The following is a 20261-nucleotide window of genomic DNA, read 5'->3' as shown; positions in this document are numbered from 1 at the left end:
TCGCCGCCTCCGTCCTTCGTTAATCATCCCTCGTAATTCGCCTCCCCTCTGCGCCTCGGTGGCGCTTAACTTCAGCACCGGATGTCGTTCGCGAAGGCGCGAATGACCCCGTCACAGCGGAATGGGTTCAGCTTTGCGACCGGCAAATTGCAACGTCTCCCGATAGCCAACCGAACGGGCCAGTTGCACCGCCGCCGCAAAGTCCATTCCCACTTCTTCGGGCCGATGCGCGTCCGAACCAAAAGTAATCGGTACACCAGCGGTAAAGGCCGCGGCCAACAATTCGCGCGCTGGATAAATCTCACGACAATCTTTCCTCAGCCCAGCCGTGTTAAGCTCAATTGCGCAGCCCTGTTGTTTGGCCGCCGATAACAGTTGGCGGTAAAGCGGAGCGCAATCCTGCTCCGGTCGGTGACCAAATTTCTTGGGTAGATCCGCGTGACCGATAATGTTGAAAAGGCCGGTCGCGGCGGCCTGGGTCAGCCGGTCAAAATACGCGGACCACACTTGAAAAACTTCCTGGTCCTGCCATTTGGAAATCTGATGCGGGTTGTCGATCGCCCAATCGTCCGTGACGTAATGCACCGAGCCAATCAGATAATCCCACGGTTGTTGCGCGGCCAGCGTTTGAATCCATTCCTCCTGCCCCGGCAGATAATCCACTTCCAAGGCGAGCCGGATGGTCAACTGCGGAAACTCGCGTCGCGCGCGTTGAACTTTTTCCACATACTCCCGCAACTGCGAACTCGACATGCGCCAGTCGTCAAAATCATCGCGGGCCAGGGGCGCGTGATCGGAAAATCCAATTTCGCTTAATCCCAACTCGACCGCTCGACGCGCATATTCCACCGGTTCGCCTTCAGCGTGGCGGCACAACGGTGTGTGCATGTGATAATCCGGCGGTAGTTTCATCGGTTTACTCTCTGAAAATCATCGCTCCTCAGCCCGCTTGAAATCCGGCCAAACTCCTTATTCATAGCGCAAGGCTTCGATGGGATTAAGTCGCGCCGCTTTGAAAGCCGGAAAGGCGCCCGCAATAAGGCCAACGGCAATGCTGCACAGTACGGCGACTAAAATCGGTTGAGCCGTGATGACCGGCAAATTCAGCGTCGGCGAGATTTGACTGAGAAAATCCACCAGCGCGAAGGAGGCCCCCACACCGATGGCCGCGCCCAGCAATGCGATGACCGCGGCTTCCACGATGATTTGCAGGAAGACGGTTTCCGGGGAGGCGCCGATGGCCTTGCAGATGCCGATCTCACGAATCCGCTCGTTGATGCTGGCCAGCATAATGTTCATGATGCCAATCCCTCCCACGAGCAAGCTGATCCCGGCAATGATTCCGCCGCTAAGCCGCGCGTTCCGGATTTGTTGATTGATGGTTTCCACGCGGTTTTCCTGAGTGCGGAAGCTGAAATCCTCAATCCCCTTGTGCGTGAACATCAACACATTTCGGGCCTGTTGCAAAGCCGCTTCCAACTGCCCGAAATCCGCCACCTTGATGTCAATGTCGTCGAGCCGGGGATCCGGCAAGCTGTTAGCGGAGGTGCCTCCCGCGCGAAATTTAAGCCACATGGTGTTCAGCGGAATATAGACCGTGAGGTTCTTGCGATGAAACGCCCAATTGCCGCGACCCCAACCGCGCGAGCGGGCGGGGCCGCTTGCTGCGGCGACTGGTTGTTTCCGCGCCAATTCGCGTTCGCGTTTATCCTGTTCGCTTTCGTACCGCTCGAACATGCCCACCACGGTGAACGGTTGCTCATTAATGAAAATCACCTCTCCGAGCGGAACAACTTCGTGACCGGTTTTATCCGGATCGCCAAACAACTCGTCACGAATCCCGGTGCCAATGACGCAAACGCTGGCGGCGGATTCTTCATCCAACGAATTGAAGAACCGCCCGTGCGCAACGGTATGCAGGTTCATTTCCAGAACCGCGGGCCAGACCCCGACGCACTCGGAGGGGCTGACCTGTTTTTGGCCGCGCGTAATGATGGTGTTATTGAGGGACATTTCCGGAGACACCAGGCGAATCAACGGCGCGCTATCCCGCAGGGCGTACACGTCCTGCATGGTGCGGCCCGGGGCCTGATCGGCCAAATGTTCCTGTTCGGGCGGCACCTGGGAATCGAGAATCAGCACCTTGTCCGCTCCGCCCATGGTGACCATGGTTTCCTTCATCCCGTTTTCCATTCCCTTCACAATCGCCGCCATGCCCACCAAACTCGCCACGCCCAGAATGATGCCCAGCATCGTCAGGATGGAACGCAGCTTGTGCGCCCAGACATCTTTCAGTCCCGAAAGGAGAGCGTTGAAAAATTTCATGGTCAGTCGTATCGCAACGCACCGATCGGGTGGAGCCGCGCCGCTTTGAAGGCCGGCACCAGTCCCGCCAGGACGCCCACGGCCACGCTGAAAGCAAACGCCACCACCAACGCCATCGAGGTGATGATTGGTTCATTTTCGGTGGGAGAAATTTCACCGATGATCTTGACCAGCCCCCAGGCGCAGAGCAGCCCGGCCAATCCTCCCAAGACGGCCACCACCACGCTTTCGATCAAAATTTGCAGGAACACATCAAAGGTGGTCGCACCCACGGCTTTGCGAATGCCGATCTCCCGGATGCGCCCCGAGATGCTAGCGAGCATGATGTTCATGATGCCGATGCCACCCACCAACAAGCTGATTCCCGCAATCGTTCCGCCGCTCATCCGGGCGTTGCGGATGAATTCCTCGATCTTCTCCGCCCACTCCTCCTGCGTGCGAAATTGAAAATCCCGAATTCCCTTGTGCGTGTTCATCATGACGTTCTGCACCTGCTGAATCGCCTCGTTCATCCGGCCCAAATCAACCAACTGCACTTCGATGCTGGTCAAGTTGGGAGCGCCGCCCGCAGGATCGGCCGCCAGCTTGATGCGCGCCGTATTCAACGGAAGATAAACGCTGTTGTTTTTGAAGCGATAAACAAAGCTCCCCTGACGTCCACCCCAACCGCGACTGCGCGTCGGACCGGTTTGCTGGCCCTTGGGCTGCGCGGCGGCGGCTTCACGTTCGCGCCGCTCCTGCTCACTTTCATAGTGCTTGAACAAACCAATCACCGTGAACGCCTGACCGTTGATGTGGATCGTCTCGCCCACGGGATTGATCTCCCGCCCCATCTCCTCGGGCGAGCCAAACAAGTTATCCCTCACTTCCGTACCGATGACACACACGCTGCGCGCCATCTCATCATCCAACGCGTTAAACATTCGTCCCTTGGCAATCTCGTGCTCGTAAATTTCCAAAATTACGGGCCACGCTCCGGAGCAATTCCACGGCCGGCTGTTTTTGCCTTTGGCCGACAAGGTCACGCGGCTAATGGAAATCTCGGGGGAGATATTCGTGTAGAGCGTGGCGTTCGCCGCCAGAGCTTCCACATCCTGCAGGTTCAATCCGACGGCCTGATCCTGAAGGTGCCGCTGTTCCACCGGCACGGGCTGCGTCTCGATGCGAAATTTCTGCAATCCACCAATCGCCACCAACGCTTCGGTCGCCCCGACTTCCATCCCCTTCACCAAGGCGGACATGGCGACCAGACTCGCGACGCCCAGAATAATTCCCAGCATGGTCAGCAGGGAGCGGAACTTGTAGGCCCAGATTTCTTTGAACCCGGTCAAAATGGTGTTGAAGATATTCATGGGGACTGGGCTTGCGCGGTCGCCACCCGATCCAGCCCCGCCAGTTTCGCGTCCAGCTTCGTCGCGATTTTGCCATCGCGGATTTCAATGCGGCGCGGAGTGACGGCGGCGATTTCGGGATCATGCGTCACCAGGATGATGGTGCGACCCTCGGCGCTTAACTGGTGAAACAAACTCAGGATCATGGTACCGGTGTGCGAATCCAGGTTCCCCGTTGGTTCGTCGGCAAAAATAATCTTCGGATTGTTGACCAGCGCGCGCGCGATGGCCGCGCGTTGCTGTTGCCCGCCGGAAAGTTGCGAGGGACGGTGGTGCGCCCGGTTGTCCAGGCTTACCGCCCGCAACGCCGCCAAGGCGCGTTCGCGACGTTCGCGTCCGCCCACCCCGCTGTAAAGCATGGGAAGTTCGACGTTCTGCAGGACGTTCAATTTGGGAAGCAGATTGAAGAATTGGAATACGAAGCCGATTTTCCGATTGCGAATGGCGGCCAATTGTCGCGCCGTCGCGTCATGAATCATCGTGCCGTCCAACTGAATGGTGCCACTCGTCGGAGAATCCAGACAGCCGAGAATGTGCATCAGTGTGGATTTGCCGCTGCCTGAAGGTCCGATGACGGAAATGAACTCGCCGCTTTCGATATCCAGGGAAACATCATCCAGCGCCCGGATTTCCTCGCCGCCCAACAGGTACAGCTTCGAGACGTTGCGCAGTTCAAGCAAGGACATGACGCTCACCTCATCGCGGCCGACCCGCTCCACTTCCCACCGAAGCCATGCCCGGCGTCTTGGTGGATTCATCCGCCGGTTGTTCCAGCGCCACCGTTTCGCCGCTCTGCAAACCGCTCTTTACTTCCGCGTAAAAATAGTCCGATACACCGACCTGGATGGTGCGGCGCTCAAAACCGCTGCCTTGCTGCACGTAAACAAACCGCTCGTACTGCTGTGTTTTGGGGTCCAACTCCGAAAACACCGCCGCGAGCGGCACGGCCAAAACGTTGTCGGCGGAAGCAACGGGAATCCGGATATTGGCCGTCATGCCGGGACGCACCCGCTTGTCCACGTTGGCGAGTAGAATGCGCGTTGCGAATCCCTTGATGTTGTTTTTGATGGTCGCTTGTGGAGCAATCCGCTCGATCTTCCCCTGCACTTCCAGACCCGGCACCGCTTCCACCGAGATTTGAACCATCTCGTTCAATTTCAAATAAGCGACGTCGGCCTGATTGATGTGCGCGTTAATGATCATGTCATTCAAATTCGCAATGGTCAGCACTTCCGTTCCACCGCCGACTCCGCCCGAACCGGAAACCGCCTGGCCAACGGAGACTGGTCGCGTCAACACCGTGCAATCAAATGGCGCATCAATCCGGGTTTTGCGAATCCGATCTTTGACCAAATCCAGGGCTTTTTCTCCCTGCAACAGGGTGTTTTTGGCCAGGTCATACTGGGTCTTGGTTTCTTCGTACAGCTCCTTGGAAATTAGTTTCGCATCATACAGTTCCCGGCTGCGCGTGAAGTTTCGCTCGGCTTGTTCCAGTTGCAAACTGGCGCGCGCAATGTCCGTTTGGCGCGACTCGATCTCGATCTGGAGGTCCTGGTCATCCAATTGAAACAACAAGCTGCCCTGCTTGACCGAATCTCCCAAATCCACCGGCAGCACGGCGATGCGCCCGTTGATTTCCGGTCGCACCGAAACCTGATCGGCGGGACCAATCTCTCCCGCGGCGTTAATGATGAACTGGATGTTTCGCGATTCCACCTTTGCCGTGTTGACGCGGGAAGCCTTCGAGCCGTTTGACGTCAGCAACGGCCGATCTTTGAAATAAACAAAGCCTCCTCCCAACAAGGCAATCAATATGAGGACCCACCACCAATGCTTCATGTCACTAGTCTTTCTTCACGTTAAGCCTAACGGGTATCGAAGCGACCGCAAACCATTTGTTCTCCAAGCCGCTAAAAGCACCCTCCCTTTCGGCCAATAAACACGTCCGCGCTTCGGCCCGCACGCGACTCAATACCACCACGTCAACCGTTTGATCAGCGCCCGGTAATGAAAAAGGCGCGAAGTGAACCCACTCCGCGCCTGATGAAATTTACCGTGCCGTTTTTAGGTCAGCGAAATTTTATCGCCTTTTTTGAGCGTCACGATGGCTTTTTTCCAATCTGGTGCCTGGCCCGCCTGAGCGGTGCGTTGGCGACGATACTTGCCGCGCACCTGAAGCGTGTTGACGCGCAGCACCTTGACTTTGAACAACTCTTCCACGGCGCGTTTGATCTGCGGCTTGCTCGCCAGCCGATCCGCCTTGATGGTGTACTGGTTGTATTTCTCGCCCTGGCGCGTGCCTTTTTCAGTCAGCCGGACGGTTTTGACGATGTCGAAAGCGTTCATGTTATTCCTTGTTCAAGCGGGCTTCGACCTTTTCAAAGGCGCCACGCGTGAAAATCAATTTGCTCGGACGGAGCACGTCGTAGGTGTTGAGCGTTTCGCTGGTGGCCAACGCGACTTTCGCCAAATTGCGCGCCGCCAATGTGAGGTTCTGGTTCGCGCCAGTGGAAATGACGAGGGCCGTTCCTTCCACACCGAGCGCCTTGATCACGCCCACAAATTCCTTCGTCTTGGCCGAGGCCAGCTTCAGATCATCCACGAGGATGACATCGCCCGCCTTGAGCCGTTCGGTCAACGCTTTGCGCAAAGCGAGTTGCTTGGTTTGCGCGTTCACCTTCTTGGCGTAACTGCGCGGCTTCGGACCAAACACGACGCCGCCGCCCACCCAGATGGGTGATTGGAAAGAGCCGGCGCGAGCGCGGCCCGTGCCTTTCTGCCGCCACGGTTTCTTGTTCGTGCCGGCGACTTCGCCCGCGGTCTTGGTGCTGGCCGTGCCACTGCGTTGCGCGGCGCGATAAGCGGTGACGGTATCGTGGACGGCCTGCGTGCCGCGGCCGCCTTCCACCAAGGTGAATTTTACTTCGTGTTCACCCGCAGCCTGACCTTGAATGCTTTTAACGGAAATTTTCATTGCTACTCCTTATTTCTTCGCGGCCGCTTTCTTCTTCGCAGGAACTGCAACCACGGCGGGCTTCCATCCCTTCGGACGTTTCTTTGATTCACGAATAATGACGTAATCGCCCTCCGATCCCGGGAACGACCCCTTGATCAACAGCAGATGGTCCGCTGCGCGCACTTGAATGACTTGCAAGTTTTGCGCGGTGCGCCGCACCTGTCCCATGTGGCCAGGCATCCGCATACCGCGCATGACCGTGCCGGGAAACAACCGCTGACCAATGGCGCCAGAGCGGCGATGCCAACCTTTAGCTCCGTGCGTTGAATCGCCACCGGCAAATCCGTGACGCGCAACCACCCCTTCGTAGCCGCGACCTTTCGTCACGCCAATGGCATCCACATAATCGCCCACGGCGAACAAGTCCGCGCCCACCACTTCCCCCGGTTTTACTTCCTTGGAGAAATTGCGAAACTCCCGGATGCGCTTGACCGCCACGCCATTGTGTTTCTTGACGTGTCCCAGCAAAGGCTTGGTCACGCGCTGTTCCTTCTGGTCATCGAAGCCCAATTGCACGGCGTTGTATCCGTCCTTGCCTGCCTGCGTTTTTACCTGCAACACGCGATTCGGGCCGACGAGCACCACCGTCACCGGCGTCATCACGCCGTGGGCGTCATACACCCGCGTGTGTCCGAGTTTTTTTCCTATAAGTCCGAGTGGCATGAGATAAAGTCGTTGCGGTTAAATCTTGATGGTGATGTCCACGCCCGCGGGGAGATTGAGTTTTTTCAACTCGTCCACGGTTTTGGCGGTTGGCTCGAGAATGTCAATCAGCCGTTTGTGGGTGCGTTGTTCAAATGTTTCCTGGGATTTTTTATCCGCGTGCGGTGAACGATTTACGGTGTAGCGTTCCACGCGAGTGGGAAGAGGAATCGGACCGGCGACTCGCGCTCCGGTTCGTTTTACCGTATCAGCAATTTCGCGCGCTGATTGGTCAATGACGCGATAGTCGAAAGCCTTGAGCCGAATACGGATGCGTTGTCCTGCCATACAAAGAGCAATTGTCTATAATCTTCTTTCCGGTTAACCGCCGCCCAAAGGGAAACGGGGCGCAAAGAGTATCAGACCGCCGCGCGACCGCAATATGTTTTTGCAAGAATTTTGGGACAGATGCCAATTCCTGAGAATTAACCACGGATGGACACTGATGAACACGGATAAAACAAAAGACTTTACGCGAATTCTCACGGATGGCAGACGAAGTTTTGGAATTAGCGATCATCCGTGAAATTCGCGTCACTCCCCTTCCCCATCCGTGTTCATCAGTGTCCATCCGTGGTTACCCCCCCCCTCTCCTTTGAACACTCGGGCTGGATTCGCTGTCCATCCGTTCGTAGTATCGAAGTCTTTCATGAATACTGGAATCAACGCCATCAACGAAGCCGTCAAGGAAGCCAGCGCGTTCACCCATCCGCTGTTTAACGAGCTGGGCAAAGTCATCATTGGGCAAAACTATCTGACCGAACGGCTGGTCATTGGCCTGCTCGCCAACGGTCACGTCCTGCTCGAAGGCGTGCCCGGTCTGGCCAAAACACTGGCCGTGAAATCGCTCGCCAACACCATGCACGTGAAATTCTCGCGTTTGCAATTCACGCCCGACATGCTGCCCGCCGATGTCGTCGGCACGCAGATTTACAATCCGCAATCCGGCGGCTTCACCACGCGCAAAGGCCCGGTGTTCGCCAATTTGGTTTTGGCGGATGAAATCAACCGCGCCCCGGCGAAGGTTCAATCCGCGCTCCTCGAAGCAATGGCCGAGCGGCAAGTCACCATCGGCGATCAATCGTTCAAGCTCGAAGAACCGTTTCTCGTGCTCGCCACGCAGAATCCCATCGAACAGGAAGGCACGTATCCGTTGCCCGAGGCGCAGGTGGATCGCTTCATGTTGAAATTGAAGATCGGTTATCCGACGCGCGCGGAGGAACGGCAGATTCTTGAAGTGATGGCGAAAACTTCCGGCACACCCAGCGCGGCGGCGGTGGTGGACCCGAAGGACATTCTCAAAGCGCGCGAAGTCATCAACGACATTTACGTGGACGACAAAGTGAAGGATTACATCGTGGATTTGGTCTGCGCCACGCGCGATCCCGACCATTACAAGATTGCGGTGAAGGATTTCATCCAACTCGGCGCGTCACCGCGCGCGACCATTGCGCTGACGCTGGCGGCCAAGGCGTATGCGTTCCTCAAGGGTCGCGGCTACGTGACGCCGCAGGACGTGAAGAGCATCGGCATGGACGTGTTACGCCACCGCGTGGCCGTCACCTACGAAGCCGAGGCGGAGGAAAAGACCAGCGAAACCGTCATCCAGAAAATCTTTGATGAACTGCCGGTGCCGTGACCTGATGGTTGACCGATGCAATCGAACGCAATATCGTTTTACCAACTAAACAACGATATGGATACCGTAACCCTATCTCCAAAATTTCAAATCGTCATCCCACGGGCAATCCGTGAGTCTCTGCGGCTAAAGGCGGGACAGAAACTGCAGATAATCAATTTTGACGGCCAGATTGTCGTCGTCCCTTTGCGCCCCATCAAAGAGATGCGCGGCGCGTTTAAGGGGATGAACACCAACTTTGAGCGCGAATCAGACCGTCTATGAACGTCGTGGATTCCTCCGGCTGGATTGAGTTTCTTGGCGGCGGCTCAAACGCGGATTTCTTTGCCGCAGCCATTTCCGACGCATCCCGGCTGGTCGTCCCCACCATTTCGGTGTTTGAAGTCTGCCGCTGGACACGGCGCGAATTAGGTGCGCGCCAGGCGCTGGAAGTCATGGCGTTAATGCAGCAGGGCAACATCATCGAACTGGACACCGCCTTGGCCATGAGTGCCGCGCGCTTGAGTCTCGAACTGAAACTGCCGATGGCGGATTCCATTATTCTGGCGACAGCCCGCGCCCATGACGCCGTTCTCTGGACTCAGGACGACGACTTTGAAGACCTGGACGGCGTGAGATACGTGGCTAAAAAGAAAGGTGGAAAGTGAAAAGGACGCCCCACGAAGCCAAGGCCCCGCAAAGGCGACCTGCGAAACCGTCATCCAGAAAAATTTTGATGAACGGCCCGTGCCGTGAGAACAAGCGCCGTAGGCGCGACATTTTTGTAGAAACCGATAAACAAATATATCGAGCTCCGTAGGAGCGGCATATCGCGAAACCCAAATGGCAAACACCTACACGCAAATTTACATCCACATCGTGTTTGCCGTCGAAGGCCGTCAAAACCTGATCGCTCCCGAACACAACGGCGAATTACAAAAATACATCACTGGCATCGTTACCGCGCAGAAACACAAATTGATTGCGATAAACAACATGCCTGACCACCTGCACATGCTCATCGGTTTGCGCCCCGACGCGGCGTTGTCTGATTTGGTGCGCGATGTGAAGGCCGGCGCGTCCAAATTCATCAATGAGAAGCATTGGGTAATGGGCCGGTTTTCATGGCAGGAAGGTTTTGGCGCGTTCTCACATGCCCGCTCGCAACTTGACATGGTGATTCATTATATTCAGGACCAGCAAAAGCACCACGCCAAGCAATCGTTCCGGGATGAATACGTGGAGTTGTTGGAAAGGTTCGGCGTGGAATACGACCAGAAATACATTTTCAAAACTAACCGAGCACCGTAGGTGCGAAATATTTGTAGAACAATGAAGCGAGAAAGATTTTAAGCTCCGCAGGAGTGACATATTGAAATAAAACAGATTTTAACGCGGACGATGAGCAAAACCAATTTTTCAAAACAAATGAAAATTAACAGCCAGAATATGCCGCCCCTACGGGGCTTGAATTTGCTTGGGGCTGGTTTCTACAAAGATGTCGCGCCTACGGCGCTTGGGATTGGCCGCGCACAGGTGAGCGGCGAAACCGTCATCCAGAAAAATTATGATGAACTGCCTGCGCCGTGAAAAATTACGCGTGAACGGTCATTGTCGAAACACCCAATTCAACGAAATCGCTTTTGCTGAAAGCATTTTCCAAAGCCGTTAAATTAGATGCAAGCAATCTGGACAAATCATGGTTTGAAATGTTGCCGGTCGAAATCAAAAGCAATTTCGGCGGCAACCCGCGCAGGAGAAATGAAATCACAAAATCATTGTCCTTCGTCACGACGATGCGACTTTCTCGCATCGCCAGCGCAACAATGTCGTTATCCTGCGTCCGGTTTGCAGCGGGCAACTCCAAGGTGTGAATGGCGTCATGGCCGGAGACGGTCAACTCGCGCGCAAGCCGGCGCGGCAGTTGCGCGTCCACGACGAATTTCATGCCGTCATGGATTCGACGCTTTTAATGCGGCTCAAGCGCGCGGCGTAAGCGATGGCGGCGCGCAAATCAGCCGCTTCAAGGTCGGGATAATCCGCCAGAATCTGCGGCTCGGTCATGTCGCCGCTCAACAATTCCAGCAGAAATTCCACCGGATAACGCAACCCGCGAATACAGGGCTTCCCGTGGCAGATGTTTGGATCCACCGTAATGCGCGAGAGCAATGGTTCGCTCGACATGCCCCGAAGGTTACACCGACCGTTTCCCGCCGCAAGCGCGAAGCCGAGGAAAAGACCCGCGAAACCGTCATCCAGAAAATTTTTGATGAACTGCCTGAGTTATAAAAAGATGCGTTATTGAATTTCTGGCATGAAAAAGAACACCGCCTTCGTCGCAATGAAATTTGATGGCGATCATTGGAAGGATAAACGGTATTTGGCGATTAGTGAAATACTGAAGGAAGCCGGATTTTCCCCGATCAGAGCCGATCAGATTAGATCGTCTGGCCCAGTAGTTGATGAAGTATGCAACTACTTGGAAAAATCTCCGTTGGTAGTTATTGACGATACAGGTGATTCTCTGAGCGTTGCCTACGAGATCGGCTATTGCCACGGGATAAGAAGAGCGCCAGAAAAAACTATCTTGCTTCGTCATGGACACGAAATTCCTTTCAATTACCGACATTTTCGCCATCACTGCTACAAAGATTTGCGCCATCTGCGCCGCCTATTAAGAGACTGGCTGAATTTGCTTGTGCCGCTGCTAGACGAACATTTCGGCTACACGTTCACGTTCGAGCTCACACCAGAAGCATCAGACTACGGAGCGGTGGTGGCAGATTGCGTTTTGAAGTCGCTTCATGCTTGCGAGTTTACTGGACGTGCTGAATTCTTCGCTACCCAAAACCGATTTGGCAAAGATGAGTTTTATAAGATCGGGATCGGCCTCAAATTTGCGAATGCGAAAATCCGAAGAAAGCTTACCCCTAACTACGAATGGTGGCAGAAGCTTCAGGCTGATTTAATAGATCGAGTTGATGTGACTAGATGCGGATTGCGACTCGCGAGCACTTTATCGAAAATGAACGAAATGGGTGCGATTAGACAAACAATGTTACATCGTGCAACAGCTCAATTTGAAAACGGCCTGCCAACTCTTTTGGTTGGAAACGAAGCGAACCCTGAAGAGAGTTGGTTTGCTCTAGCGATTAACGATTCGATGGTAAACGAATCTGGCATTAAAGAGAATTGATTCGTATGATCCTCCGCGAAATACTCAAAAAGATCCGACCGATCGAGCTGCGCACGAACCGCATCGCGACCGAATCGCTCGCGGGCGCGTCATTGCAACCGTTGTTCCAGAATCTGCGGGTTTCGCGAAGCGTGGAAAACCGAAAGCACGGCAAACACATCGTCCTTGATCGCGAAGTAGATGGCGTATTGCTTGAATCGGCGCAGCCGGATTTTTTGCGCCCGACCGCGAACTCTTTGAAAATGTCCCGGCTGGGCCAATGCCCGCTTGAGGGCCAGTTTTACTTCCAACTTGAATTCGCGCCCGAGACCGGGGCGCTCCTTTTCATACCACGCAACCGCTTCTTCAAATTCCAAGCGCGCCGCCGCTTTGAAGATGACCGGCAGGCTCATCGCCAGCCGAAGCGTTTGTTGAGATCGGCTTCGACCTGTTCCCACGGGATTCCTTCGCGGGGATTTTTTTCAAATTCAGCAAGGCGACGATCCAGTTCGGCGACCTGTTCCGGGGTGAGGGCGTCGGCAACTTCAATCGCTTCGCGGATTTCCGCAAAAGCCTTGTGTTGCTCCGCAGCGGGAAGCTTGCGGAATTGTTCAACGACTTCGATTGCGCTCATGGCGGCAATCTACACCTTCGATTTTTCGGCGCAAGCCGACTTATTCCGCCGCGCGGATTCGTCATTCACCCTTCATCATTCATCGTTTTCCGCCGCATGATCCCCCGCGAGATGCTCAAAAAAATCCGGCAGATCGAGATTCGCACCAACCGGATCATCACCGAAACTTTGGCGGGCCAGTACCAGAGCGTCTTCAAGGGTCAGGGCATGAACTTCGACGAGGTCCGCGAATACCAGCCCGGCGACGACGTGCGCGCCATTGACTGGAACGTCACCGCGCGCATGAATCATCCGTTCATCAAAAAATTCGTCGAGGAACGCGAACTCACGCTCATGCTCGTCGTGGACGTGAGCGGCTCCGGTCGCTTTGGCTCCCGAAATCAATCCAAGCGCGAGCTGGCGGCGGAAATCGCCTCGGTGCTCGCCTTCTCCGCCATCCGCAACAACGACAAGGTGGGGCTGATCCTCTTCAGTGACGAAGTGGAAAAGTTCATTCCGCCGCGCAAGGGTCGCAGTCACGTTCTGCGGGTCATTCGCGAAGTTCTATTTTTCACGCCGAAACGGTCCGGCACGGATTTGAATCGTGCGCTGGAATTTTTGCTGCGAATTCAATCGCGCAAAGCGGTCACGGTGATCGTCTCGGATTTTATCGGGTCGCCGGCGGTAGTGACGACGCCCTCATCGCGGAACAATCCTTTGGCCAGACGCGGCGCTTCCACGCGACTGCGTCCGCAGATGATGCTGCTCGAATCGCTCGCGCAAGCCTCGTTCACGAAGTTGCGCCAGGTGAACCGACGGCACGACGTCGTGGCCGTGCAGATTACGGATCGCTTTGAACTGGAACTGCCCGCGCTGGGGCGATTGGTTTTGCGCGACGCGGAAACCGGCGAAATTGTGGAAATCAACACGGGCGACGCGCGGCGCCGCGATGCATTCGCTCTGTGCCAGGCCAAGGCGCAGGCGGAAACCGAACGCCTGTTTCGGTCCGCGGGAATTGATTCCATTCATCTGCATACCGATCAGCCCTACGGCGCCGCGTTGGCGAAGTTTTTTGAAACCCGCGAAAAACGGAGGTCACGCGGATGATGACCAACTCGACTGCCACCATCACCAACGTTACGGACATTCGGGACCTGGTGCCGCCCGTGGAAATTCCAAGCGGTTGGGAATGGCTTTGGTGGGCGCTGGCCGCCTTGGTAATTGTGGCGCTACTCGCGTTTTGCTGGTCCTGGTGGCGCAAACGTGCCCAAGCGCCAATTGTCATCCCCGTCATTCCCGCGCACCTGCGCGCCCGGCAAAAGCTGCAGGACGCGTTGGCGCTGATCGGACAACCTAAACCCTTCGTCACGGCGGTTTCGGATACGCTGCGATTGTACCTCGAGGAACGCTTCGATTTTCACGCTCCCGAACGCACGACGGAAGAATTTCTGAACGACCTGCAACGGACCGATCGCTTGACGGAAACGCAAAAGGACGGTCTGGGGCATTTCCTGACGAATTGTGATCTCGTCAAGTTCGCCAAATACGAGCCGGGCGAACCGGAGTTGCGCGGTCTGCACACGTCGGCCGTGCAACTCGTGGCGGAAACCGAACCCGCGACCACGGCAGACAATTCCACTCCATGACCTTTGGACACCCATACCTTCTGCTCCTGCTGTTGCTGCTGCCTTTGGCCGCCTGGCTGAAAGGACGGCGAGGCCGACCGGCCGCTTTCATTTATTCTTCCGTGCAACTGCTGCGCGGCATGCAAAGCATTACGAAATCGAGCGCGGGCAACCTGCTGCTCACGCTGCGCTGGCTGACGCTGGCTCTGTTCATCGTTGCGCTGGCGCAACCCCGGCTGACCAAGTTTGACACCACAAAAGTAACCGCCAGCGGCGTGGACATCGTGGTGGCCTTTGATCTCTCCGGCAGCATGGCGGCGGAAGATTTTGAAATCCGCGGCCAGCGCTTGAACCGCGTGGCGATGGCGCGCGCCGTTTTGGAAAAGTTCATCGCCAAACGCCCCAATGACCGCATCGGGTTGGTTGCGTTTGCCACCCAGGCTTACATCGCCGCGCCCATCACCCTGGATCACGACTTCCTGCTCAAAAACCTGGATCGGCTGGACCTCAATACGATCAACGGAAACCAAACCGCCATTGGCTCGGCGCTAAGCGCCTCCGTCAACCAACTGCGCGAGCTTAAATCCAAGAGCAAAATCGTCATCCTGATGACCGACGGCCAAAACAACGCCGGCAAAATTCCCCCGCTCACGGCGGCGGAAGCGGCACAGGCGCTCGGCGTGAAAGTGTACACCATCGGCGTTGGCACCGAAGGCCAGGCGCCCATGCCGACCACGGATTTTTTTGGCCGGCGCGTTTACCAGATGGTGCCAGTGGATATTGACGAAGAAACCTTGCAAAAAATTTCCGACCTGACCGGCGGCAAATACTATCGCGCCGACAACGCGGAAAAATTCGCCGCCATTTATTCGGAAATTGATAAACTGGAAAAGACCGAGGCCGACGTGAAAAAATTTGCGCGACACACGGAACTGTTCCCCTGGCTCATCGCCGCGGGCATCGTGCTGCTGACAGCGGAATTGGCGATGGGACAAACCGTGTTGAGGAGGCTGCCATGAAAACGTTACAAGGTTACCGCGTTAAATCGTTACAACACACCGCGAGCGGTGACGATCTCATCCGTTGTAACACTGTAACATTTCAACGTTGTAACGACCCAATATGACTTTCGCCAATAAACAAGTGTTGTGGGTGCTGATGATAATCTTGCCAGCTTTGGTGGCGTTTTTCTGGTGGGCGCTGCGCGAACGGCGGCGGTTAATGACCCAATTCATCCAGGCACGACTGCTTTCCGGACTGACTTCCGGAGTTTCGCCCGAACGCCAAAAACTGCGCTTCGCTCTGATCATCAGCGCCATCATTCTGCTGATCGTCGCCCTGGCCCGCCCGCAATGGGGTTTCACCTGGGAAGAATCGAAGCAGAAGGGACTCGATATCGTCGTGGCCATTGACACCTCCAAATCCATGCTGGCCGAGGACATTGCGCCCAACCGATTGCAACGCGCCAAGCTGGCCGCGCTGGACCTGATGCAACAAGCCCGGGCGGATCGGCTGGGACTGGTGGCGTTTGCCGGCGGCGCCTTTCTGCAATGCCCGCTGACCATTGACGATAATGCGTTTCGTCAAAGTGTGGAAGCGCTGGACGTGAACATTATTCCGCAAGGCGGCACCGCCCTGGCCGAAGCCATCAACATCGCGCTCACCGCCTTCAAGGAAGGCGACAATTTCAAAGTCCTGGTCCTGTTCACCGACGGCGAGGACAACGACGAAAATGCGCTCGAAGCGGCGCGCGCGGCGGCCAAAGCCGGAATGAAAATTTTCACAATCGGCATCGGCACCGCCGAGGGCGAATTGCTGCGCTTCAAGGACGCCAAAGGCAACACCGACTATATCCGCGACGATCAAGGCAATGTGGTCAAATCCCGGTTGAATGAAACCCTGCTGCAACAAATCGCCGGCGCCACTTCGGGCGGCTTCTATCTGCCGTTGCGCGGCGCAAAGACGATTGACACCCTTTATGAAAAAGGCCTGGCACCGCTGCCTAAATCGGAGGGACAGGAAAAACTGGTGAAAGAAATGCGCGATCGTTATTACTGGCCGCTCGCCGCCGCCGTCCTGCTGCTGCTCCTCGAAGTGCTGCTGCCCGATTACCGCCGCACCAAAACTTCCAGTGCGTTCACTGCGCGAGCCGCAACCATCGTTTTATTGACCGCAATGCTCGCGATGGCTTTTGCGACCGCTTCCGTCCGGGCCACGCCCGCAACCGCTTTCAAGGATTATCGGAACGGCAATTTCACCAACGCGCTGACCGAGTACGAGCGATTGATCAGCATTGCCGCCAAAGAGCAAAAACCAGCGGACCCGCGCCTGGATTTCAACGCCGGCGCCGCCGCCTATCAAGCCACGAATTACCCCGCCGCCTTGCAACATTTCAACGCGGTGCTGACGGCGCGCGACGTGAAATTGCAGGCCAAAGCCTACTACAATTTGGGCAACGTGCATTACCGCCTTGGTCAACAGGCGCAGGACCTGGATAAATTGGAGACCGCCTGGAAGGATGCGGCCCAACAGTATCAACATGCGCTCGCCTTGGAAAAAACGGATGCGGACGCGGCTTTCAATCTGGCCTTGGTGGAAGATCGTTTGAAACAAATTGCCGCCCTGCGCGAACTGGCGCAACAGGCCAAGGCTGCTGCCGACGCCGCCACACGCCAGCGGAACTACGCCCAAGCGCTGCAAATCATGGAGCAACTGAAACAGCAGGCGCCGATCGTCGCCCAGCCGTTTGAAGCCTTTACCGAAAAGTTGAAGCAAATCAATGAAATCGCCCATCCGCATCCCGAAACCGTTCCGCCTGCTCCTCGGATTTAGCCTCGGGGTCTGGTCCGGAACGAATGTTCCCGCAAAGAACGCCGATAATTTTTTCCACGGCGGCGCGCAATGGTATTTATCGAACAACGTCCCCGCGGCGCTCGAAGTGGTCACCAACGGCCTGCAACAGTTTCCCGATGACGCGAAGTTGCAGAAGCTCTACGAACTGCTCCAACAACAAAATCAGCAGAATCAGCAAGACCAATCCAACCAGGACCAGCAACAGCAGGAGCAGCAGCAACAGAATCAAAAGCCGAATCCATCCAAGGACCAGAAAAACCAGGACGAGAAGAACGATTCATCGCAGTCGCCGGACGAGAAAAAGCCGGACCCGTCAAAAGACCAAAATCCGACTCCGCAAGATCAGCGACAAAACAAATCTGAAAAGCAGCCTCAAGACGGCAACCAGGATCAGGAAGCCAACCCCATGGAAGCGCACAAGATGACGCCGGAAGAGGCGAAGCAATTACTCAACGCGCAAAAGGGTGACGAACAACTGCTCCTCTTCCAACCGCAAGGCGAACCCAAGAATCGCAATAAACCGCTGAAAGATTGGTGAACCGACGGGCGATTTCGGAGCCGTCCGAAGCCGGAAGGATGCAGTTGATCCGGGTGGAACCGCCAACTTGGCCGTTCTGAGCGGCAACCTGCCGCCCAGCCGAGCGCACGGAGATCGCACCCCATTGGGCTCGCACGCTTTGCGTTCAGCCATCGGGCTGGTAGCCCGACAGAACGGGCCAGTGGCCCGTTCCACCCAAACTCCAACCGAATCGTTCCAGCTAGGGCACTTTAAGTATTCCTATAGCCGCCGACATGACGCAGCGGGCCTTCCAACCTCAAGCCATGCGTTGGGGTCAAACGGACGACCGCCCTTGGTTCGAGACGAGCACCGGCGCGACCGGTAATGTGGTCAACCGCCAGCTCGCTCCGGGGAACCATTGGCAGCGGAATAAAGTCCGAGGCGTTCCCGGAGCGCGGACGGTCTCCGTCCGCAGCGCGTGAACCGGAAGCTCGGCTTGCGGTTCAATCAACGCCTTCTGGTCTGGCGCCGCGCTGCGGGCGCGGGACCGCCCGCACTCCGCTCCCAGCGCCAGCGGCGCGGCATACGTGTGGAAACTCACCCGCAACAAATCACAAGCTCCGTAGGAGCGGCAGAAGCCTGCCGCAGTCCAAAACCTCGCGGACAGAATCGCCATTCCCCATCCGGACCCCACCTTCATGGGGTTACACTCGTTCGGTGCCACGGCTACAACTTTAATTAGAGCGGATTAAATAAAGCCGTGGCCGCTTGATTTTTTCGTTTATAGCAGCGGGCCTCCCAACCTCAAGCCAAGCGTTGGGGTCAAACGGACAACCGCCCTGGGTTCGGGACAAGCACCGGCGCGACCGGTGATGTGGTCAACCGCCAGCTCGCTCCGGGGAACCATTGGCAGCGGAATAAAGACCGAGGTGTTCCCGGAGCGCGGACGGTCTCCGTCCGCAGCGCGTGAACCGGAAGCTCGGCTTTGCGGATCAATCAACGCCTTTTGGTCTGGCGCAGCGCTGCGGGCGCGGGACCGCCCGCGCTCCGTTCCCAGCGCCAGCGGCGCGGCATCTGTGTGGAAACTCACCCGCAACAAATCACAAGCTCCGTAGGAGCGGCAGAAGCCTGCCGCAGTCCAAAACCTCGCGGACAGAGGCGCCATTCCCCATCCGGACCCCACCTTCATGGGGTTACACTCGTTCGGCGCCACGGCTACAACTTTAATCAAACCGCTATAAGCGGTAGAAGACGACTGCCAGTCCAAGACGCTGCCGCACGGAGGCTCGCCTCCAATCAATGACGAACGGCAGTTGGATGCCGCCTCGTGGCTAAAAGTTTAGTCCGCCGCCTCACGGGGACCGCAACCATATTTGAAACGCTCTGGATGAATTCGACCAGTTGAAAATCCATCCCAACGTCGAAGGTTGATCATAAAAAAACCACGGCATTCTTGCGAATGCCGTGGCTGAAAAATGTCCGATTTCGATTTACGGGAACTGCAAGCGATTCACGCCCGGCCCTTGAGAGCCTGCGGCCAACGCGAACACTCCTGGAGTACGACCGCTATCGCTGGTGTTGTTCAGTCCTTGGCGGAATGCCGTGGTGCTGAAGCCTTGCACACTGCCGTCAGCCAGACCAACGTTGCCCGCCTTCGAGTGTACGTTGTCCTGATAGCCGATCGTGGTTGCCGCCCAATTGTTATTGGTACCAGCGCTGACGAACTGAGGCGTCTTTGTAATCTGATTAGCACCAGTTCCCAGGTTGTGATCACCGGTCAGAAACATGCCGGGAGCGGTATCAATCGCATCCACGCCCACAAAGTAGCTGGCATATTGATCGTTCTCGAAGCCTTGAGCCGCACCCGTTCCAGTCAACGTCGGACCAAAAACCGTGGCCTGCATGTGGTTCCCCTGCCCCGCCAACGTGGCGTTATGTGACGGCGCATTGTCCGACGGGCAGTTCAGAATCTTGGGAGTATTCAACTCGTTGGACATGACCAGGAACATCTGCCAGACGCCACCTTGATTGGGCACGGTGGCAGTCTTCCAAGGTAACGCCGCCACGGTTCCGACCGCTTCGGCAGCACCACCGCTGGCCCGCGGGACGCTCATGGGGTTTTGATCGTTGTTGTCACCCGCCCAAATCCGGAAGGCCAGACCGACCTGTTTCAGATTGTTGGTGCAGGAGATACGTTGCGCCTTGGCTTTGGCCTTGGCGAGTGCCGGCAAGAGCATGGCCGCCAGGATCGCGATAATCGCAATCACGACGAGCAACTCGATGAGCGTGAACGCTCGGGATTGTTTACGTAGTTGTTTCATTGTTGTTTGTTCGTTTGGTTTTTTTGTTTTTTGGTCAAACAGTGGATGCACTCTATAAAACTTGCACCACCAGTCAAACCCGTTTTCGATTTTTATTTAGCACGGTCAATACCAACTCAATTT

26 protein-coding genes are annotated in these 20261 nt (G+C 56.2%); 11 read left to right on the top strand and 15 right to left on the bottom strand.

The genetic code is table 11. From position 1 onward, the window contains the following. Positions 1–111: 111 nt before the first annotated feature. The 9 genes from hisJ to rpsJ all read right to left on the bottom strand — a co-directional run bounded on the left by hisJ (position 112) and on the right by rpsJ (position 7722). A complete protein-coding gene (gene hisJ / locus M9920_11815) occupies positions 112–912 on the bottom strand; it encodes a histidinol-phosphatase HisJ (protein ID MCO5052977.1) in 801 nt (266 codons plus the stop codon). 57 nt (positions 913–969) lie between these two features. Continuing rightward, entirely contained in the window at positions 970–2325 is a 1356-nt protein-coding gene (locus M9920_11810; GenBank protein MCO5052976.1) for an ABC transporter permease, read from the bottom strand. Between the two features lie 2 nt (positions 2326–2327). After that, positions 2328–3677 (bottom strand): ABC transporter permease, encoded by a 1350-nt coding sequence (locus tag M9920_11805; GenBank protein ID MCO5052975.1) that lies wholly within the window; start codon positions 3675–3677, stop codon positions 2328–2330. Then, a complete protein-coding gene (locus tag M9920_11800) occupies positions 3674–4396 on the bottom strand; it encodes an ABC transporter ATP-binding protein (protein MCO5052974.1) in 723 nt (240 codons plus the stop codon). Before M9920_11800 ends, M9920_11805 begins: the two co-directional genes overlap by 4 nt. 16 nt (positions 4397–4412) lie before the next feature. Beyond that, positions 4413–5555, bottom strand: coding sequence for an efflux RND transporter periplasmic adaptor subunit (locus tag M9920_11795; GenBank protein ID MCO5052973.1), 1143 nt, complete (start codon positions 5553–5555; stop codon positions 4413–4415). 225 nt (positions 5556–5780) lie between these two features. Beyond that, the gene (gene rplW, locus M9920_11790) at positions 5781–6062 is read right to left on the bottom strand and encodes a 50S ribosomal protein L23 (GenBank protein MCO5052972.1); all 282 of its coding nucleotides are present in this window, start codon (positions 6060–6062) and stop codon (positions 5781–5783) included. Between the two features lies 1 nt (position 6063). Beyond that, positions 6064–6690, bottom strand: a complete 627-nt coding sequence (rplD, locus tag M9920_11785; protein ID MCO5052971.1) for a 50S ribosomal protein L4 — start codon at positions 6688–6690, stop codon at positions 6064–6066. Between the two features lie 9 nt (positions 6691–6699). After that, on the bottom strand, positions 6700–7395 hold the full coding sequence (gene rplC, locus M9920_11780) for a 50S ribosomal protein L3 (GenBank protein ID MCO5052970.1): 696 nt from the start codon (positions 7393–7395) through the stop codon (positions 6700–6702). 18 nt (positions 7396–7413) lie between these two features. Then, positions 7414–7722 (bottom strand): 30S ribosomal protein S10, encoded by a 309-nt coding sequence (gene rpsJ, locus M9920_11775; protein ID MCO5052969.1) that lies wholly within the window; start codon positions 7720–7722, stop codon positions 7414–7416. 361 nt (positions 7723–8083) lie between these two features. On the opposite strand from rpsJ, the gene M9920_11770 reads away from it, so the two are divergent. The 5 genes from M9920_11770 (at position 8084) to M9920_11750 (ending at position 10642) form a co-directional block, all read left to right on the top strand. Further along, on the top strand, positions 8084–9073 hold the full coding sequence (locus tag M9920_11770) for a MoxR family ATPase (GenBank protein ID MCO5052968.1): 990 nt from the start codon (positions 8084–8086) through the stop codon (positions 9071–9073). Positions 9074–9130: 57 nt separating this feature from the next. Beyond that, positions 9131–9337: an AbrB/MazE/SpoVT family DNA-binding domain-containing protein gene (locus M9920_11765; protein ID MCO5052967.1), complete on the top strand. Its 207-nt coding sequence runs from the start codon at positions 9131–9133 to the stop codon at positions 9335–9337. After that, positions 9334–9720 carry a type II toxin-antitoxin system VapC family toxin gene (locus M9920_11760; GenBank protein ID MCO5052966.1) on the top strand — a complete coding sequence of 129 codons (387 nt, stop codon included), beginning with the start codon at positions 9334–9336 and terminating at the stop codon, positions 9718–9720. Before M9920_11765 ends, M9920_11760 begins: the two co-directional genes overlap by 4 nt. Before the next feature lie 175 nt (positions 9721–9895). After that, positions 9896–10363 carry an IS200/IS605 family transposase gene (tnpA, locus tag M9920_11755; GenBank protein ID MCO5052965.1) on the top strand — a complete coding sequence of 156 codons (468 nt, stop codon included), beginning with the start codon at positions 9896–9898 and terminating at the stop codon, positions 10361–10363. A gap of 90 nt (positions 10364–10453) precedes the next feature. Beyond that, entirely contained in the window at positions 10454–10642 is a 189-nt protein-coding gene (locus M9920_11750; protein MCO5052964.1) for a hypothetical protein, read from the top strand. A 4-nt stretch (positions 10643–10646) separates the two neighbouring features. Here M9920_11750 and M9920_11745 read toward each other — a convergent pair whose 3' ends face one another. Together M9920_11745 and M9920_11740 are read right to left on the bottom strand one after the other, a co-directional pair. Then, positions 10647–11000, bottom strand: a complete 354-nt coding sequence (locus M9920_11745; GenBank protein ID MCO5052963.1) for a DUF5615 family PIN-like protein — start codon at positions 10998–11000, stop codon at positions 10647–10649. After that, a complete protein-coding gene (locus M9920_11740) occupies positions 10997–11236 on the bottom strand; it encodes a DUF433 domain-containing protein (GenBank protein MCO5052962.1) in 240 nt (79 codons plus the stop codon). Before M9920_11740 ends, M9920_11745 begins: the two co-directional genes overlap by 4 nt. 130 nt (positions 11237–11366) lie before the next feature. Between M9920_11740 and M9920_11735 the strand changes: the two genes are divergently transcribed. Further along, a complete protein-coding gene (locus M9920_11735; protein ID MCO5052961.1) occupies positions 11367–12248 on the top strand; it encodes a hypothetical protein in 882 nt (293 codons plus the stop codon). An 89-nt stretch (positions 12249–12337) separates the two neighbouring features. Here the strand turns inward: M9920_11735 and M9920_11730 are convergent, their stop codons facing one another. Both M9920_11730 and M9920_11725 read right to left on the bottom strand, forming a co-directional pair. Beyond that, positions 12338–12640: a type II toxin-antitoxin system RelE/ParE family toxin gene (locus tag M9920_11730; GenBank protein MCO5052960.1), complete on the bottom strand. Its 303-nt coding sequence runs from the start codon at positions 12638–12640 to the stop codon at positions 12338–12340. Next, the gene (locus M9920_11725; GenBank protein ID MCO5052959.1) at positions 12637–12861 is read right to left on the bottom strand and encodes an addiction module protein; all 225 of its coding nucleotides are present in this window, start codon (positions 12859–12861) and stop codon (positions 12637–12639) included. Before M9920_11725 ends, M9920_11730 begins: the two co-directional genes overlap by 4 nt. Before the next feature lie 96 nt (positions 12862–12957). Here M9920_11725 and M9920_11720 point away from each other — a divergent pair, with 96 nt between their 5' ends. The 5 genes from M9920_11720 to M9920_11700 all read left to right on the top strand — a co-directional run bounded on the left by M9920_11720 (position 12958) and on the right by M9920_11700 (position 17856). Next, positions 12958–13947 (top strand): DUF58 domain-containing protein, encoded by a 990-nt coding sequence (locus tag M9920_11720; GenBank protein MCO5052958.1) that lies wholly within the window; start codon positions 12958–12960, stop codon positions 13945–13947. Beyond that, on the top strand, positions 13944–14486 hold the full coding sequence (locus M9920_11715) for a DUF4381 domain-containing protein (GenBank protein MCO5052957.1): 543 nt from the start codon (positions 13944–13946) through the stop codon (positions 14484–14486). The genes M9920_11720 and M9920_11715 overlap by 4 nt, the downstream gene beginning before the upstream one ends. Next, complete coding sequence (locus tag M9920_11710) at positions 14483–15484, top strand: VWA domain-containing protein (protein ID MCO5052956.1); 1002 nt, start codon at positions 14483–14485, stop codon at positions 15482–15484. The genes M9920_11715 and M9920_11710 overlap by 4 nt, the downstream gene beginning before the upstream one ends. Before the next feature lie 103 nt (positions 15485–15587). Then, positions 15588–17297, top strand: a complete 1710-nt coding sequence (locus M9920_11705; protein ID MCO5052955.1) for a VWA domain-containing protein — start codon at positions 15588–15590, stop codon at positions 17295–17297. Further along, positions 17245–17856 carry a hypothetical protein gene (locus M9920_11700; GenBank protein MCO5052954.1) on the top strand — a complete coding sequence of 204 codons (612 nt, stop codon included), beginning with the start codon at positions 17245–17247 and terminating at the stop codon, positions 17854–17856. The genes M9920_11705 and M9920_11700 overlap by 53 nt, the downstream gene beginning before the upstream one ends. 295 nt (positions 17857–18151) lie before the next feature. On the opposite strand, the gene M9920_11695 is transcribed toward M9920_11700, so the two are convergent. Both M9920_11695 and M9920_11690 read right to left on the bottom strand, forming a co-directional pair. Continuing rightward, positions 18152–18541 carry a hypothetical protein gene (locus tag M9920_11695; protein MCO5052953.1) on the bottom strand — a complete coding sequence of 130 codons (390 nt, stop codon included), beginning with the start codon at positions 18539–18541 and terminating at the stop codon, positions 18152–18154. Positions 18542–19307: 766 nt separating this feature from the next. Next, positions 19308–20138 (bottom strand): prepilin-type N-terminal cleavage/methylation domain-containing protein, encoded by an 831-nt coding sequence (locus tag M9920_11690; GenBank protein MCO5052952.1) that lies wholly within the window; start codon positions 20136–20138, stop codon positions 19308–19310. Between the last annotated feature and the right edge of the window lie 123 nt (positions 20139–20261).

The organism is Verrucomicrobiia bacterium, from assembly GCA_023953615.1.
Taxonomy (GTDB): Bacteria; Verrucomicrobiota; Verrucomicrobiia; order Limisphaerales; family JADLHS01; genus JADLHS01.
This window is presented reverse-complemented; position numbering and strand designations above follow the sequence as displayed.